This window comes from Rhodococcus sp. IEGM 1307 (assembly GCF_030056915.1).
GTDB classification, from domain to species: domain Bacteria; phylum Actinomycetota; class Actinomycetes; order Mycobacteriales; family Mycobacteriaceae; genus Rhodococcus_F; species Rhodococcus_F opacus_D.
Map to the genome: position 1 here is coordinate 136,354 of NZ_JASHKW010000005.1, position 17,020 is coordinate 153,373.

Sequence of the window (17,020 nt, forward strand, 5' to 3'; positions counted from 1 at the left end):
TCGGGGGAACCGCCGTCCTGCCGGCGGTATTTCCTCACCCCGTCCGCACTCGGTGGACGAGTGTGCGCGCTTCGCTGACATACTGACCGCCGCAGGATCCACGATCGCCGGGAGGTCAATGGTGAGCAGCACGGGGACTATGTCGTACTCGCTGGACGTCACGTCGCGGTCCGCAGCGCAGATGCGGGAGTGCGCAGAGTTCTTCAGCGAGCCCGAGCTGGCCCACCTGCCCACGGCCCGCCTCGCGGACGCACTGGAGGCGCTGGCGGAGACGGGCCGCTACGAGCACACCGTGGAGGAACTGGAAGTCGGCTCGCAGCTGGCGTGGCGCAACCACGCCCGCTGCGTCGGTCGCAAGCACTGGCGCACGCTGAAGCTGATCGATGCCCGGCACGTCACCACCGCGGACGAGATTGCGGAGGCGTGCTGGGAGCACCTGCGGGTCGCGACGAACGGCGGCGCACTGCGCTCGGTCATCACGGTCGGTCCCCTGCCGCTGGCGGACGGACGCGAGTACAAGATCGTCAGCCCGCAACTGATCCGGTACGCGGGCTACCGCCACGCAGATGGGACGGTGACCGGGGACCCCGCGCAGGTCGGAATCACCGAGGCGGTGACGAAGATGGGGTGGCGAGGCGCAGGCACTCCGTTCGACGTGCTGCCGCTGTTGATCAGCACCCCCGACGAGACGCTGCGCTGGTACGAGATTCCATCCGATCTGGTGCTCGAGGTCGAGATCGAGCACCCCGACTACGCATGGTTCGCCGATCTCGGTCTCAAATGGCATGCGGTGCCCGCCGTGTCGAACATGAGCTTCTCGGTCGGCGGGCTGACCTACCCGCTCGCCCCGTTCAGTGGGTGGTACGTGAGCACGGAGGTCGGGGCCCGCAACCTCAGCGACCAGGATCGATACGACATGCTGCCCGCCATCGCCGAACGGTTGTGCCTGGACACGACGTCGGAGCGAACGCTGTGGCGCGACCGCGCACTGGTCGAACTGAACCGCGCCGTGATCCACAGTTACCGGCAGGCCGGTGTGCACATGGTCGACCATCACACCGTTGCCAAGCAGTTCATCAGCCACGTCGAACGCGAAGAGTCACTCGGCCGGAAATGCCCGACGGACTGGTCGTGGATCAACCCGCCGATGTCGGCGGCGCTGACCCCCACGTTCCACCGGCTCTACGACGCACCCGACATGGATATCCGCCCGAACTTTCTCGCTGCCCCCACGGCATCAGGATGTCCGATCGTCGGCGGGAGCCTGTAGGACGTCGGCTATCAACTCCCGCAACCAATCGACGCCCGGCGACGGGAGAGCCCGCCGCACGGTAAAGAGCGAAACCTCGACGTTCGGGATCTCGACAGGTAGCGCGAACGTTCGGACGGGCGAGGACCGGGTGAACAGTTCCGCGACCCGGCTCGGCACCACGGCGAGGTGCCGGGTCTGCGCCACCAGTTCCGGCAGCACCGCGAAGTGCGGTACCCGCACGGCAATGTCACGGCGACGCCCCATCCTCGCGAGGGCTTGATCAGCGTCCACGTGCCCGGCGGCGGCGTCGACGACGATGTGCCGTTCGGCAAGGAAATCGTCCAGGCCGGGTTCGACTCCGATCCGCGGATGCCCGAGTGCGCACAGTCCGAGATAGCCTTCCCGAAACAAGGGGTCACGGCGCAGATCCGGCGCGTCGATACGCGGTGTGCAGATGACGGCGTCAGCACGACCCTGGCGCAGTTCCTCTGCGGCACTGGCAAAATCGAGCGGCGTTACTTGCACGGCGCAGCGGGGCGCGCGGGTTTCCAGCGCCGCGAGCACTCCGGGGAGCAGTGAAATCTCCCCAAGATCGGTGGCGCAGATCCGGAAGGTTCGGTCCGACGTCTCGGCGTCGAATTGACCGACACCGGAGACGGTCTCGTCGATAACCTCCAGCGCCTGATGCAATTGCGGGTACATACTCGCCGCCAGAACCGTGGGCGCCAAGCCGTCCGGCGACCGGATGAAGAGGTCGTCGTTGAACTGCCGCCGCAGTCGGCGGAGCGAATGGCTCACCGACGGCTGCGTGATGAACAGCAACTCCGCCGTACGGGTGACGCTCCGCGTTTCATACAGCAGCACGAAGGTCCTGATGAGGTTGAGGTCCACGTCGGCCATATCGGTAATATAGACCCTGTCTATGTGCTGATCGACAGCATTCATTGGACCTATAGGGCGCGGCTCCCTACCGTGGTTCACGTCACACCGCGAGAACCATGCGAAGAAATGGAGAACACCTGATGGCCGACGTCAGCGAAGCGACCTATGACCTACTGCGGGCGCATGGCCTGACCACGATCTTCGGCAACCCCGGATCGAACGAGCTCCCTTTCCTCGCCGGGATGCCCGACGACTTCCGCTACATCCTGGGCCTGCACGAAGGCGCCGTCCTGGCCATGGCCGACGGGTACGCCCAGGCCCGCGGCGGCGCGGCCTTCGTCAATCTGCACGCCGCCGCGGGCACCGGCAACGCGATGGGCGCGCTCACGAACTCGGTCTACTCCCACAGCCCGCTGATCATCACCGCCGGGCAACAAGTCCGCTCGACCATCGGCCAGGAGGTGATGCTCGCAAACGTGGACGCGCAGTCGCTACCGAAACCCCTGGTCAAGTGGTCCTGCGAGCCGGCGTGCGCGCAGGACGTGCCGCGGTCGATCAGCCAGGCCATCCACATCGCAAACCTGCCCGCGAAGGGTCCGGTCTATGTGTCGGTGCCCTACGACGACTGGGCGCAGGAAGCACCCGCCGAGACGAAGCATCTCCTCACCCGCGCCACAACCACTGCCGGTTCCCTCAGTGCGGATCAACTCGCCACCCTCGTCGGCGCCCTCGACCGCGCCGAGAATCCGGTCCTCGTACTCGGACCGGAAGTCGATGCCGAGTACGCCAATGACGACGCGGTCCGCCTCGCGGACGCACTCGGCGCCCCCGTCTGGATCGCGCCGTCCCCGTCACGATGCCCGTTCCCCACCCGCCACCGCAGCTTCCGCGGGGTCCTGCCCGCCGCCGTCCAGGGCATCACCGACGCACTGGTCGGACACGATCTGATCCTCGTCGCGGGAGCACCCGTGTTCCGGTACCACCAATTCGTCCCCGGCGAGTACCTGCCCGACGGCGCCCGGCTCATCCACCTCACCAGCGATCCCGGCGAGGCCGCCCGCGCCCCGATGGGTGACGCACTGGTTGGTGGTGTGCGGGATGCGTTGTCCCGCCTCGCCGACAGCGTGACGCCGGGCCGCCGCCCGGTCCTGCCGCCGCGGCCCGACATCCCGCAGGCCAGGACGTCGTCCGAGCGCGTGCATCCGGAGGAGCTGTTCGAACTGTTGCGCGGCACTGCGCCGGACGACGCCGTGTACGTCAAGGAGTCGACGTCCACCACCGGCGCGTTCTGGTCGCAGGTCGACATCTCCCGCCAAGGCAGCTACTTCTTCCCCGCATCGGGCGGGCTTGGATTCGGACTGCCCGCCGCCGTCGGCGCCCAGCTGGCGAATCCGGACCGTCAGGTGATCGGCCTGATCGGAGACGGCTCGGCCAACTACGGCATCACCGCCCTGTGGACTGCCGCGCAGTACGACATTCCGGTGATCATCGTCATCCTCAAGAACGGGACCTACGGCGCACTGCGCTGGTTCTCAACGGTGCTGGGATCCGGCGAGACCCCCGGCATGGACGTTCCCGGGATCGACTTCACCGCCATCGCTGCGGGGTACGGCGTGACGGCAACCGCGGTACGGACCGGCGACGACTTCGTCCGCGCCTTCAAGACCGCCCTCGGCAGCGGAAAGCCTGCCGTGATCGAGGTCGAGACCGACCTCACCGAGCCGTAATCGCCCCACTCGTTCCCACGGCAGCAACGCTGCCCCGCATCGGGAGTATGCCCTTGTCCCAGAACCCGCTGTCCCAGAACACAGTTACCTCGATCGTCTCCAACGCCCGACTGCGGCCGTTCCATTATGGTGTCGTAGCCCTGTGCTCACTGCTGATGGTCATCGACGGATACGACATGGTCTCGTACGGCACCGTGATCGTCCATCTGATGAACGAGTGGAACATGGACCCGGTCACCGCCGGTACCCTCGGATCCACGGCGCTCGTCGGCATGCTGATCGGCGGACTGTTCGTCGCCCCGCTCGCCGATCGGTACGGCCGCCGTCCGCTCATGCTCATCTGCGTGACGGTGGCGAGCGTGGCGTCGTCCAGCTGCGCCTTCGCCGGCGCCCCGGCGCAACTCGGCATCCTCCGCCTCGTCGTCGGTGTGTCGCTCGGCGCGCTCGTACCCAACTTCACGGCCCTGATCGCGGAGCTCGCCCCACGCACGTCGAAGGCACTGCTCGTCACGTTTGTGTCGTCGTTTTACTCCGTCGGTGGCATCGCCGCCGCGGTGTTCGCAATCAACGTGGAGCCGCTCTGGACGTGGCGCGGTGTGTTCTATGTCGCCGGTCTGCCGCTCCTGTTGTTACCCGTTCTACTGAAGTACCTGCCGGAGTCGCCGGAGTTCCTCGCCATCAACGGTCGTCAGGACAAGCTAGAGGCTGTGCTGTCCAAGGTCGACCCGGGTCGCGACCTGAGCGACGTCGTGGCCACGCCACGTCCGGAAGTTCGGAAGGCACCTGTCGCGCAGCTCTTTACCAACGGAAACGCCCTGAACAGCTTCCTGATTTGGATCTTCTTCGCGATGTGCATGTTGTTGAGTTACGGGCTCAACACGTGGCTACCGAAACTGATGCAGACCGCCGGCTACGCTTTGAGTTCCGCGCTGTGGACCCTGGTGGTGCTGAATCTCGGTGGCATCGCCGGCGCGATCTTCGGCGGCTGGCTGGCCGACCGCTGGTCCTACCGCAACACCCTGATCACGTATTTCTCCCTGGCATCCCTGTCGCTGGTGGGACTGTCCTTCGACCCGGCCGCCGCACTGCTCAACGTGCTGCTGTTCGTCGCCGGTGCGGCGACAATCGGCGCGCTCGCCATCATCCACGCGTTCGCCGTCGAGTTCTACCCGACCGAGGTACGGTCGACCGGCGTCGGGTGGGCTGCGGGCATGGGACGGATCGGTGCGATCGGTGGCCCCACCCTCGGCGGCGCGCTCCTCGCTCTTCATCTACCGTTCCAGCAGAACTTTCTCGCAGTCGCCGTCCCGGGAGTCGTCGGCGCTGTCGCGGTGGCAATCGTCGCCAAGCGGAAGTTCCGCTCACCCCGCACCGAATCCGCAGCGCCGTCACCCGTACTCGCGTCCTGACCGACCTCACCGAAAGAAGGATCGACCATGAGCCTGCTCGACATCGACTGGGAGAAGAAGGTCTTCACCGGCAGCTGGACCGCCGCCGAAGGCCCGTTCTCGGAGGTCGTGGAGCCCGCGACGGGTAGCACCCTCGGTCACGTCGGCACCGCGACTGCCGCCGACGTGACCGCGGCCTGCGCCAAAGCCGCCGAGGTGCAGCGCCGCTGGGAGAAAATGCCTTTCGAGGATCGGGCCGCGATCCTGCGCCGCGCCGGTCAGCTCTTCGAGGAGCACGCCTCCGAGATCGAGACGTGGATCGTCCGGGAGGCCGGATCGATTCGCGCGAAAGCGAGCCTCGAGACGCATGTCGCAGCGCAGGAATGCTACGAGGCGTCGGCGTTGCCTTCGCATCCCAAAGGTGAGGTGCTCCCGTCCGCCGACGGACGTCTGAGCTTCAGCCGTCGGATCGCGGCGGGTGTCGTCGGCGTGATCGCTCCGTTCAACTTCCCCCTGATCCTCTCGATCCGCGCAGTGGCACCCGCACTGGCGCTGGGCAACTCGGTGGTTCTGAAACCCGACACCCGGACCGCGGTGTGCGGCGGTGTGGTGCTGGCGGCCGTGTTCGCGGCCGCCGGGGTACCGAACGGCGTCTTCCAGATGCTGCCCGGCGGCGCCGATGCCGGTGCCGCCCTCGTCGCCGACCGGCACACCCGCGTCATCGCGTTCACCGGCTCCACGTCGGCGGGACGGAAGGTCGGCCAGGCCGCGGCCGCGCACCTCACGCGGGCACACCTCGAACTCGGCGGCAACAACGCCCTCATCGTCCTTCCCGACGCCGACATCACCAAGGCTGCGTCGGCCGGAGCCTGGGGCGCATACCTCCACCAGGGCCAGATCTGCATGGCCGCAGGCAGGCACCTGGTCCACGAATCGGTTGCCGACGAATACGTGGCGGTGCTCGCCGAGAAGGCGCGAGCGCTCCCCGTCGGCGACCCGTACACCGGCGAGGTGGCACTCGGCCCCATCATCGACGCGGTGCAACGCGACAATATCCACCGACTCGTGACCGAGAGCGTCTCGGCCGGAGTGACCCTCGTCGAGGGCGGCACCCACGACGGGCTGTTCTACCGCCCGACCGTCCTCGACCACGTGCAGCGCGACACACCCGCGTTCTGCCAGGAAGTGTTCGGCCCCGTCGCTCCCGTGCTCCGCTACTCGACGATCGACGAGGCCGTCGAGATCGCGCGCGACACCGAGTACGGATTGTCGCTGAGCGTCCTCGGCACGGATGCGATGGCGGCATGGGGAGTGGCGCAGCAGATTCCGACCGGGCTCGTGCACATCAACGACCAGACCGTCGGCGACCACGCCCACATCCCGTTCGGCGGAATGGGATCCTCCGGCAACGGCGGACGAGTCGGCGGCGCCGCTGCAAACCTCGAGGCGTTCACCGAACTCCAGTGGGCCACCATCCAGGGGCCGATTCAGCAGTACCCGTTCTGATCGGACAGGCTGACCCCCTGCCCTACTCAGCCGCGGTAGGGCGGGGCCACGCCCCAACCCCAGTGCGGCACCGGCGCGTGCTCGACCACCTCGGCGCCGGGGCTCGAGTTCTGCAGCGCGAGTCTGGTCCCCCACTCGACGTAGGCCATGAATGCGGAACGGAATTCGGGATCCGACGGGAGGTCGGCGTCGTCGGCGGCGAGGCTCATCGTTGCCGCGAAGCGGTGCCGCTGCTCCGGGCTGATGGCGAGGCCGATGTGGTGGCGCAACATTCGTTCGTATCCGCCGAGTTGTTCGGTGTAGCCCGGCGGGCCGCCGAACACCTCGCACCACCACAGCGTCACGTTGCGGCGATGCTCCTCGTGCACTCCGCCGGGGAACATCGGCGACAACAGTTCGTCGCCCTCCACCCGGTCGTAGAAGGCGTCGATCAGCCGCCGGAACGACTGCTCACCGCCCGCCCACTCGTACAGGGACGGTGTTTCCTGATCACTCATGGGAGCTCCCGATTTCCATCGTCTGTCCATTACAATACACATCAGTATTGGATTGAAAAGAGGATCGAGCATGAGTGTGGCCGGGCGCAGTCGCGACACCGATATCGACACTCGCGTGCTGAAAGTGGCGGGCAGGCAATTGTCCCGGGCCGGATACGACGCGATGTCGATCGCCGCGATCGCCGCGGAGGCCGGCACCACCCGGCAGGCGCTGTACCGGCGGTGGGCGTCGAAGTCGGCGCTCGCCGCGGCAGTCGTGGCGCAGCTGGCCGACGAACAGTCGGGGCGGTCGTCGGCCGATCCCTTCGGGGATCTGGTCCGCGAGCTGACCGACTTCCAGCACGGGGTGTCGCGGAGCGGCCGGTTGTCCCTGGTCGGCACGATGCTGCAGGACACGACGGACGCCGAGGTCCGCGCGCAGTACCGCGCCCGGGTGGTGGCGCCGCGCCGGCGCCGCATCCGCGACATCCTGGACCGCGCCGCCGAACTGGAGCTGATCGACGCCGACGCCGATCTCGACGTCGCCGTCACCATGACCACCGGCAGTTGGTACGGCCGGGCGCTGGCCGGTGACCGCCCACCCGCCGACTGGCCGGCCCGGACCGCGACACTGATCTGGCGGGCCGTCGGCGGGGTGCCGCCGACCTGACGCTATTGCTACGCCGTCGACGCGCTCGTCGACCGCCGGTCTCCCATGTTCCGTGACATCAGGACGCCGATGAGGAGGAGGACGCCCGCGACGGCGATGAACCAGCCCGTGCGGTGCAGTCCGTCGTCGCCGATGACGTGACCGGCGGTGGTCTGCAGCACGACGGCCGACAGGTTCGCTCCGATGTACTGCACGGTGCGGTACATCCCGATCGCCGTGCCCACTTCCTCGACGGACGTGACCGAGCTGATCAGGTTCTGATTGCCGATATTGTTGAACCCATTGGGAATTCCCAGTACTGCGGCCACGAGGAGAAGCACGACGATCGGGGACGTACTGCTCTCCACCGACGCCAGGAGCAGTCCTCCCACCAGGAGCGCACACGTTCCGACGGTGAGCGTTCGGCGCACCCCGTGTCGCCGATACGTCCGTGACGCGAACAGCGTGGAGCCGATGCCGACGACGGCGACGGGCAGCATCGTCAGACCGGCTTCGGTGGCGCTCATTCCGCGGGAGTACTGCAGCCACTGCGGGATTCCGAAGAAGATGCAGTAGAACGCCGTGTAGGTGAGGAGGGTGCGGGCGAGTGTGGCGCTGAGCGCACGGTTCCGGGCCAGGGCCCGAACGTCGATGAACGGTTCGTCCGCGCGTCGTTCCCAGTGGACGAACAGGGCGAACACCAGCGCCCACACCGGGATCAGCCACCAGACGGGATCGGTGGTGAGCGACAACAGGAACAGCATCGTCGACGAGACGAGCCCGAGGAACAGCAGGACCCCGGCCACGTCGAGCGCGTGCAGCAGTTGCCGACCGCTGACCGAGATGCCGCCGACGAATCCGACCTTCGCGAATTTCGTGACCGCCACCGCGCTGAACGCGACGATCGGCAGGTTGATCCACATGATCGACTGCCAGCCGAACGCCCCGACGAGCAGTCCGCCGAGCGTCGGGCCCAGTGCCACGACAGCCTGGCTGCAGATCGCGAGGGTCGTGATCGCGGTGCGCGGCTGCGCGCCGTGTCGTTCCGCGTATCCGCGAATCATCGTCATCGCATTGGGATACTGTGTGGCGGTTCCGATTCCGACGAGGATGCGGGAGAAGATGAGCCAGCCGACGCTGGGTGCGAGCAGACCGGCGATCGAGCCCAGCGCCACCAGGGCGAGGCCCCCGAGGTAGACCTTCCGGGCGCCGAGCAGCGCGCCGAGCTTGCCTGCCATCGGGGCGGTCACGGCCGTGGCGATGTAGAGCCCCGAGATCACCCACGTGATCCCGGACGAGGAGCCGAACTGGGCGGCGATGCCGACGATCGCCACCGCGATCATCGACGAGTTCAGCGGTTGGAGGATGCTCCCGGTGGCGACGGAGCCGCTGACCCGGAACGGTACGGACGGGGACTTCTGCGCGAGGCCGGTATCGGCGACGGTCGCGCTCACGAGTTCATCAGTGACTCCTGCGGCGCCGGCTCGGGAGTTCCGGCGAGCCGGCGGAGTAGCCGTCCGGCGATGAAGAGGAGGTCACGTTCGGCGTCGGTGCATTCGGCGGCGAGTGCGGCCGTCAGCCACTCGCTACGCCGCGACCGATCGTCGACGAGCGTCTGCAATCCCAGCGCGGTGACCGCGACGATGCTCGCGCGCGCATCGTGGGGGTCCACGGTCCGGGAGACCATTCCGGACTCCTCGAGGATCGAGACGGTCCGCGCGATGGACTGCGGCGCGACCTGCTCGAGATCGGCGAGAGCGCGTGCGCTCATCGGACCTTCCCGGTCGAGGTGCGCGAGGGCTTGGAGTTGCGAGGGGGTGAGCAGGTGCCCGGAGCGCTGGGTTCGGATACGTCGGTTGAACAGAACGACGTCCTCGCGGAGCTGATCGACCTTCTGGTCCATGTGGCTGCCTCCCTCTCACTGGTCAGGTTCATTAGCCAGTCTAGCTGTTTTATTTGCATTCCTCAATGATTCATCTACTGGGGATAATGGTTATTCTGAGGCCGAATTTCGTCAGCACTGCTGCCTAATGGTCGCGGGGGAGGCGTCGCGCGCTCGAATTCCTGCAGGTGGGGCGGGCTGGGCACGCGTCTCACAGGAAACTCCGAGGCTATCGCTGGCAGTATGAGGACGGCGAGCGCTGATCCAGATCCGAAAGAAGGTGGTCGTGACTCTTCGCACACGGACAGCCGGCATTGTTGCGGTGGTGGCCCTGACGTTCCTGGCCACGGCGTGCACCATCGGAGAAACCGGCACGTCGGAACCCCCGGCCACGTCACAGTCCGCGCCCGCCTCGATTGCCGTCCCCGCTGCCGACGGGGCGCCGATCAATCCGACCACCCCGATCGTGGCCACCGCGTCAGGCGGCAAGCTGACCGCCGTGACCGTCACGAATCCCGCGGAGCAGAACACCCCGGTCGCCGGCAATCTCACACCCGACGGCACGAACTGGACGAGCAGCCAACCACTCGGCTACGGCTCCACGTACACAGTCGTCGCGGACGCAGTCAACCCCGACGGCGCCCCGGTCGAGCAGACCTTCACCGTCACGACGTTGACGCCCGGCACCACCGCCTACGCGAACGTCGTCCCGGCACCCGAGGTCGTCGCCGACACCGGCATCGGCGTCGGCCAGCCGATGGTCTTCCAGTTCACCGCACCGGTCGTGAACAAGGCCGAGGTCCAGCAGCGACTGCACGTGACGACGACACCGCCGCAGCCCGGCGCCTGGTATTGGACCGACGACCAGAACGCGCACTATCGCGCGGCGGGATACTGGGCGCCCGGCACCAAGATCCACATCGAGGCCGACGTGTACGGCGTCGATCTGGGCGACGGCGTCTTCGGCGCCGAGAACAACTCCGCCGACTACACCGTGCACGACTCGTGGGTGGCCAAGGCGGACGGGGCGAGCAAAATGCTCACCGTCTTCCACAACGGCGTCCAGGAGAACGCGATGCCGATGAGTCTCGGCACCCCCGACCACCCCTCGCACGAGGGTCCGCACGTGATCTCCGACAAGCAGCAGAGCATCATCATGGACTCCTGCACGTACGGGGTCTGCGCCGGCGATCCCGACTACTACCGCGAGAAGGTCGATCTCAACCTGCGGATCTCCAACGACGGCGAGTTCGTCCACTCGGCGCCGTGGTCGGTGGGTGATCAGGGCAGCAGCAACGTCTCCCACGGCTGCGTCAACCTGGCACCCGCCAACGCCCAGTGGATGTTCGACCATTTCGGTATCGGCGATGTCGTCGAGATCACCAACTCGGGCGGACCGCTCCTGCCCGTGTGGGACACGTACGGTGACTGGGAGGTCCCGTGGGATCAGTGGCAGGCAGGTAACGCAACGGGATAGGAGGCGCTCGTGAATTCACCATCCGCGGAGTGTGTCGCGCAGTTGAAGGCGGTCCTCCCGCACCGGGTTCATCTGCCGGACACCGGCGACTACCGCACCGCGCTGGGCAGAGTGTTCTTTCCCGATGCCGCGAGACGCCGGCCGTCCTGCGTCGTCCAACCGGTGTCCGTGGAGGAGGTCTCCACCGTCATGAGGGTCGCGCATCGGACGGGCGGCACCGTCACCGTCCGCGGCGGCGGGCTGAGTTCCAACTGCGTCGCCGACGATGCCGTCATGCTCGACCTGTCGGCGCACCTGAACACGGCCCGACCCGAGGACGACCGGGTGGTCGTCGCCGGCGGCGCCACCGTGGGAACCATGCTGGACGCCCTCGCACCCACCGGCCGCGTGGTTCCGGTGGGGATCGTGGGCCACGCCGGCTTCGGACTCGTCACCCGCGGCGGCGTCGGATACCTCACGCGCAGTCTGGGATTGACGATCGATCAGCTCGTCGAGGCCGAACTGGTGCTTCCGTCCGGTGAGGTCGTCCACCTGTCCGATGCCAGCACCGGCGACGAAGCGGACCTGTGGTGGGCGGTCCGGGGATGCGCACCGTGCTTCGGCGTCGTCACGTCGGCGGTGCTGCGCACACACCCGGCGGGTCCGGTGTGGGTCGACCGGATGGTGCTCGGGCTCGAAGCGCTCGCCACCTACTTCCGTGTCGCACCGACGCTTCCGCGGGACACGACGATGGGCGCGGTACTCGGTTACAGCGCACTGTCTCCCGACGAGCCCGTCCTCTTCGTGTACACCGCGTGCGCGAGCGGGGACGAGTCCGACATCGACCGCGCCCGATCCGCCGCCACCACGGTCGCCGACGTGTCGGGCACCGTGCTGTACCGATCCGAGACGTCCGGCACGTACCTCACCGGGTTACCCGAATTCGCGCCGCCCGGCCCCGACGGCGAAGAACCGGAACCGATCCGGCTGCCCGAACCGGGCGAGCGCCGAGGGTCGTTCTTCGGGAAGGCCGTCTTCACCGGACCGACCCTCGACTCCGAACTCGCGGAGGCCCTGGCCACTCAGATCCGTGGGGCGCCGACGCGGGAATGTCGTATCGACTTCCAGCACACCGGCGGCGCCCTCGCCGACGTCGGTGACGGCGACACCGCATTCTGGGGCCGAAGCGGCGAGTGGAACATCCCGCTCAACGCCATCTGGTCCGACCCCTACGACGGAGCCGCCTGCCTGTCGTGGGCGGGCGGCACCCTCGACGCGCTCGCACCCCACACGATCGGCGTCTACAGCGTCGAAGTCCGGCCCGGCTTCCCCGAGACCGGAGCCGAGATCGACGCGGCCTACGGTGGAAACCTTCGCCGACTGCGCGAACTGCGGCAGAGGCACGATCCGATGGGGGTGCTGACGCACTATCCGCTCTAGGACATGCCCTAGTCGCCGATCCGCTCCCCCGTCTCCGGGTGGAACAGGTGGACCGCTCCGTCCCGCTTGCGCAGGGACACCGTGTCGGCCAACCGCGCGGGGGTGCGGGTCAGTGACCGGGCGGTGAGTTGCGTACCGTCACCGGCGATGTGGGTGTGGACGTAGGATTCACTGCCGAGTTCCTCGACCAGGTCCACGATTACCTCGATGCCGCCCTCTCCGGTCGACAACTCGAGCTGCTCGGGGCGCACACCGACCGTGACGGTCTCCAATCCGGCGGCGTGCAGCGCCGACAGCTGGTTGCGTTCGAGCGCGAGCGTCGAGTTCCCGAGGCGCACGCCGTCGCTGACGATGGGCATAGTCATCAAATTCATGGCGGGCGAACCGATGAAGCCGGCGACGAACGCGTTCTTCGGGCGATCGTAGAGTTCGGTGGGAGCCGAGAACTGCTGCAGCTTGCCGTTCTTGAGGACGGCCACCCGGTCACCCATGGTCATGGCCTCGACCTGGTCGTGGGTGACGTACACGGTGGTGGTGCCGAGCCGGCGCTGCAGCGCCGCGATCTGCGTGCGGGTCTGGACGCGCAGCTTGGCGTCGAGGTTCGACAGGGGCTCGTCCATGCAGAACACCTGCGGCTCCCGCACGATCGCCCGGCCCATCGCCACTCGCTGGCGCTGACCGCCGGACAGCTTGCCGGGCTTACGATCGAGGTAGTCGGTCAGGTCGAGCAGCTTGGCGGCATCGGCCACCTTCTTCTTCCGTTCCTCCACCCCGACCCCGCGCATCTTCAGAGCGAAGCCCATGTTCTCGCCCACCGTCTTATTGGGATAGAGGGCGTAGTTCTGGAACACCATCGCGATGTCACGGTCCTTCGACGGAACACCCACCATGTCCTTGCCACCGATCTCGATGGTGCCCTCGTCGATGTCCTCGAGGCCGGCGAGCATCCGCAGTGCGGTGCTCTTGCCGGAGCCGGACGGTCCGACGAGGACGATGAACTCGCCGTCTTCGATGTCGAGGTCGAGCGTATCGACCGCCAGCGTGTCGGCGTTCTCGTAGATGCAGGATGCGCCCTTGTACGCGATGTCAGCCATGATTGCTCCTCTTGTGGGTACCGAAGTCGGGGGAAGTGGTTGCCGGGGTGATCATTTGATCGCACCGAAGGACAGGCCGCGGACCAGCTTGTTCTGTGCGACCCAGCCGGCCAGGATGACCGGGAGCGCCGCCAGCGTCGCCGCTGCCGACAGCCGGGCCCAGTACAAGCCCTCACCGGTGATGAAGCCGACGAGGAACACCGGAATGGTCTGTGCCTGAACGGCGGTGAGGTTGACGGCGAAGAAGAATTCGTTCCACGAGAAGATCACGCAGATCAGGGCGGTGGCCGCGATACCGGGGGACACGAGCGGAAGGATCACCTCGCGCACCGACGTCCACAGGCTCGCGCCGTCCATGCTGGCGGCCTCGAGCAGTTCGCCCGGAACCTCGAGGAAGAACGAACGCATCATCCACACCGCGATGGGCAGGTTCATCGCCGTGTACAGGATGATCAGCGCCCAGATGTTGTCGAGTAAGCCGATGTCGTTGACGATCACGTACAGCGGGATGATCGCGGCGACGATCGGGAGCATCTTCGTGCTGATGAAGAAGAACAGGGCGTCCTTCGTCTTGCGGACCGGTCGCAGCGACAGCGCGAACGCCGCAGGCACACCGAGCACGAGCACCAGGATCGTCGACATGGCGGTCGCGAACGCCGAATTCAGCAGTGCGGTGCCGATTCCGCTGTCGAGGACGGCCTTGAACTGGTCCAGGGTGGGCGTGAAGAACAGTTTCGGCGGAGTTGTGTAGGCGTCGCCCTCCTGCTTGAACGCGGTGAGCACCATCCACGCCACGGGGAAGAAGAAGCCGAGCGCCACGATCCACGCCACTACGCTCCACGGACTGAACTTGCGGTGCTTGCGCGCCCGCTTCGTCTCCGGCGCGGTGGGGGTGGACTCCACCGGCGCCGCCGCAGTGTCGGTACTCATTACGCTGCCTCCTCGTTACCGGTAAAGCTCTTGAAGATCAGGCGCAACGCCAGGGTCGCGACGACGATGGTCGCGATCACGACGATGACGCCCATCGCGGCGGCCTGCCCGATGTCGAAACCGAGGAATGCGCGCTGATAGATGTAGAAGGGGAGGTTGGCACTGGCGGTGCCCGGCCCGCCCTGGGTCATCATGTAGATGGCGTCGAACGTGTTGATCAGGTAGATCGCGCCCAGCACCGCGCCGAGTTCGATGAACCGGCGGAGATGCGGGAGTGTCAGTTCGCGGAACATCGCGATCGGCTTGGCGCCGTCCACCCGCGCCGCCTCGAGGATGTCGCGCGGCATGGACTGCAGACCCGCCAGGATCAGCAGCATCATGAACGGGGTCCACTGCCAGATCAGGTTCACCATGACCGCGGCGAGCGGGAACTTGCTGACCCAGTCGACCTGTCCCACCCCGAACGGGGAGAGCACGAAGTTGACGATGCCGAACACCGGGTCGAACATCGTGGTCTTCCACAGCAGCGCACCGGCGACGGGTGTCACCAGGAACGGGGTGATGAGGAGGGTACGCACGATGCCGCGGCCCAGGAAGGCGCGGTCGAGCAGCAGGGCGAGCAGCAACCCGAGCACCACCGAGATCAGCACGGTGCCGACGATCAGGATCACGGTGTTGACCGCGACCTCACGGAACTGGCTGTCCTGGAACACGTCCACGTAGTTCTGCAGCCCGACGAACGCCTGGGAGCCCGGACGCACCAGGTTCCAGGACTGCGTCGAGTAGTACAGCGTGAACAGGAACGGGATCTGGGTCACCACGATCATGAAGATCAGAGCGGGAAGCAACGGCCCCCGGCGACGCCATCCCTCGGCGCGGGAGACGCTGTCATCCTTGGCCTCCCGCAGTTCCCGCACCCGGTCGGCGGTGCCGTCCGCGGTGGGTTTCTCGGCGATGGTTGTCATCGTTCCTCCCGATAGGTCGCGCCGACCACCTCGGCGTACTGCTGTGCCTGGGCGAGCGCCTCGGGCACGGTCTGCTGGCCTGCGATCGCCGCACTGATCTGCTGGCTTACGCGGGTTCCGAGATCCTGGAACTCCGGGATCGCCAGGAACTGCACGCCGGTGTACGGAACCGGTTGCACGGTGGGCGCATCCGGTGTCGCGTCCTCGATCGCCTCGAGCGTCAGCGGTCCGTAGGCCGCCGAGGCTTCCTTGTACTCGGGAATCTCGTAGGTCGACAGCCGGCTGCCCGGAGGCACCCGCTCCCAGCCCAGATCCTCACCGACCGTGCGTATGTATTGCTTGTCGGTCATCCACGAGATGAACTTCCACGCCGCATCGGGATTCTCGCTGCTCTCGGGGATTCCCAGCGACCAGCTGTACAGCCAGCCGGAGTTGTCCTTCACCTCGATCGGCGCGGGGGCGTACCCGATCTTGCCGACGACGGCGCTCGACGCCGGATCCTCCAGGGTGGACACCGCGGACGTCGAGTCGTACCACATCGCCACCTGGCCCTGGGCCAGCTGTGTGGCGCACTCGCCGAAACCGCTCGTCGCGGCGCCGGGCTCGCCGTACTCGCGCACCAGGTCGACGTAGAACTGCACCGCGCGTTCCACCTCCGGGCTGGTCAGCTGAGCGTTCCAGTCCTCGTCGAACCAGCGGCCACCGAACGTGTTGATGACCGTGTCGAGGGGTGCGAGCAATTCACCCCAGCCCGGCTTGCCGCGCAGGCAGATGCCTGCCATGTCCTCGGAGTCGAGTTGCTTCGCCGCCGCTGCGACCTCAGTCCAGGTCGGTTTCTCCGACAGGGTGATTCCGGCCTGCTCGAACAGGTCCTTGCGGTACATCAGGAACGAGGACTCGCCGTAGAACGGCACCGAGTACATGTTCCCCTCGTAGGACAGCGACTCGCGCAGGGTGGGGATGAAGTCGGCCTCGTCGTAACCCTCCGTCGCCTCGGCGTATTCCGAAAGGTTCTTCAGCCAGCCGTACTTGGCCCACTGCGGGGTCTCGTAGTTGCTGATCATCACGACGTCGAACTCACCGCCACCTGTTGCCGTGGACGCCGTGATCTTCGCGCGCGCCTGGTTCTCCGACAGCGTGACGAACTTCAGGTCGATGTCGGGATTCTCTTCCTCGAACTGCGAGGCGAGCTTCTGGGCATCCTGCATCTGTGAATTGGAGACCATCGCGATGGTGATGGTCTGGTCCGACGCGCCCAGCGATCCGGCGCCCGCACATCCGCTCAGCGTGAGGCAGAGCGCTCCCGCTCCGGCTACCAGCATCGTCGCCGGTTTCCTGTGTTTCTTCACCGATCTTCACCTCTCTTGCGTGGT

The 17,020-nt window shown here is 66.9% G+C and carries 15 protein-coding genes; 7 read left to right on the forward strand and 8 right to left on the reverse strand.

Translation table 11 applies throughout. From position 1 onward, the window contains the following. Positions 1 to 139 precede the first annotated feature (139 nt). Entirely contained in the window at positions 140 to 1,270 is a 1,131-nt protein-coding gene (locus QM841_RS11505; protein WP_283332076.1) for a nitric oxide synthase oxygenase, read from the forward strand. On the opposite strand, the gene QM841_RS11510 is transcribed toward QM841_RS11505, so the two are convergent. Next, positions 1,238 to 2,197: a LysR family transcriptional regulator gene (locus QM841_RS11510; protein ID WP_283332077.1), complete on the reverse strand. Its 960-nt coding sequence runs from the start codon at positions 2,195 to 2,197 to the stop codon at positions 1,238 to 1,240. The genes QM841_RS11505 and QM841_RS11510 overlap by 33 nt on opposite strands. A gap of 77 nt (positions 2,198 to 2,274) precedes the next feature. Here QM841_RS11510 and mdlC point away from each other — a divergent pair, with 77 nt between their 5' ends. The 3 genes from mdlC to QM841_RS11525 are packed head-to-tail and all read left to right on the forward strand — an operon-like array spanning position 2,275 to position 6,755. Then, entirely contained in the window at positions 2,275 to 3,861 is a 1,587-nt protein-coding gene (mdlC, locus tag QM841_RS11515; RefSeq protein ID WP_283332078.1) for a benzoylformate decarboxylase, read from the forward strand. Positions 3,862 to 3,899: 38 nt separating this feature from the next. Then, positions 3,900 to 5,270: an MFS transporter gene (locus tag QM841_RS11520; RefSeq protein WP_502943257.1), complete on the forward strand. Its 1,371-nt coding sequence runs from the start codon at positions 3,900 to 3,902 to the stop codon at positions 5,268 to 5,270. A gap of 27 nt (positions 5,271 to 5,297) precedes the next feature. Further along, positions 5,298 to 6,755 (forward strand): aldehyde dehydrogenase family protein, encoded by a 1,458-nt coding sequence (locus QM841_RS11525; RefSeq protein WP_283332080.1) that lies wholly within the window; start codon positions 5,298 to 5,300, stop codon positions 6,753 to 6,755. Between the two features lie 26 nt (positions 6,756 to 6,781). Here the strand turns inward: QM841_RS11525 and QM841_RS11530 are convergent, their stop codons facing one another. Next, complete coding sequence (locus QM841_RS11530; protein WP_164060417.1) at positions 6,782 to 7,252, reverse strand: group II truncated hemoglobin; 471 nt, start codon at positions 7,250 to 7,252, stop codon at positions 6,782 to 6,784. Between the two features lie 70 nt (positions 7,253 to 7,322). On the opposite strand from QM841_RS11530, the gene QM841_RS11535 reads away from it, so the two are divergent. Next, positions 7,323 to 7,901 carry a helix-turn-helix domain-containing protein gene (locus tag QM841_RS11535; protein WP_283332081.1) on the forward strand — a complete coding sequence of 193 codons (579 nt, stop codon included), beginning with the start codon at positions 7,323 to 7,325 and terminating at the stop codon, positions 7,899 to 7,901. 8 nt (positions 7,902 to 7,909) lie between these two features. On the opposite strand, the gene QM841_RS11540 is transcribed toward QM841_RS11535, so the two are convergent. After that, positions 7,910 to 9,334: an MFS transporter gene (locus QM841_RS11540; protein ID WP_283332082.1), complete on the reverse strand. Its 1,425-nt coding sequence runs from the start codon at positions 9,332 to 9,334 to the stop codon at positions 7,910 to 7,912. After that, positions 9,331 to 9,783 carry a MarR family winged helix-turn-helix transcriptional regulator gene (locus QM841_RS11545; RefSeq protein ID WP_280781284.1) on the reverse strand — a complete coding sequence of 151 codons (453 nt, stop codon included), beginning with the start codon at positions 9,781 to 9,783 and terminating at the stop codon, positions 9,331 to 9,333. Before QM841_RS11545 ends, QM841_RS11540 begins: the two co-directional genes overlap by 4 nt. 259 nt (positions 9,784 to 10,042) lie before the next feature. On the opposite strand from QM841_RS11545, the gene QM841_RS11550 reads away from it, so the two are divergent. After that, a complete protein-coding gene (locus QM841_RS11550) occupies positions 10,043 to 11,239 on the forward strand; it encodes a L,D-transpeptidase (protein ID WP_283332083.1) in 1,197 nt (398 codons plus the stop codon). A 9-nt stretch (positions 11,240 to 11,248) separates the two neighbouring features. Then, positions 11,249 to 12,658, forward strand: coding sequence for an FAD-binding oxidoreductase (locus tag QM841_RS11555; RefSeq protein WP_283332084.1), 1,410 nt, complete (start codon positions 11,249 to 11,251; stop codon positions 12,656 to 12,658). Positions 12,659 to 12,666: 8 nt separating this feature from the next. Here the strand turns inward: QM841_RS11555 and QM841_RS11560 are convergent, their stop codons facing one another. From QM841_RS11560 to QM841_RS11575, 4 genes are read right to left on the reverse strand one after another with little or no spacing between them, the layout of a single operon-like run. Beyond that, entirely contained in the window at positions 12,667 to 13,752 is a 1,086-nt protein-coding gene (locus tag QM841_RS11560) for an ABC transporter ATP-binding protein (protein WP_283332085.1), read from the reverse strand. Positions 13,753 to 13,803: 51 nt separating this feature from the next. Next, positions 13,804 to 14,682, reverse strand: a complete 879-nt coding sequence (locus QM841_RS11565) for a carbohydrate ABC transporter permease (protein ID WP_280781217.1) — start codon at positions 14,680 to 14,682, stop codon at positions 13,804 to 13,806. After that, entirely contained in the window at positions 14,682 to 15,647 is a 966-nt protein-coding gene (locus tag QM841_RS11570; protein WP_105414379.1) for a carbohydrate ABC transporter permease, read from the reverse strand. Before QM841_RS11570 ends, QM841_RS11565 begins: the two co-directional genes overlap by 1 nt. Continuing rightward, positions 15,644 to 16,969, reverse strand: coding sequence for an ABC transporter substrate-binding protein (locus QM841_RS11575; RefSeq protein WP_283332302.1), 1,326 nt, complete (start codon positions 16,967 to 16,969; stop codon positions 15,644 to 15,646). The genes QM841_RS11570 and QM841_RS11575 overlap by 4 nt, the downstream gene beginning before the upstream one ends. Positions 16,970 to 17,020 lie beyond the last annotated feature (51 nt).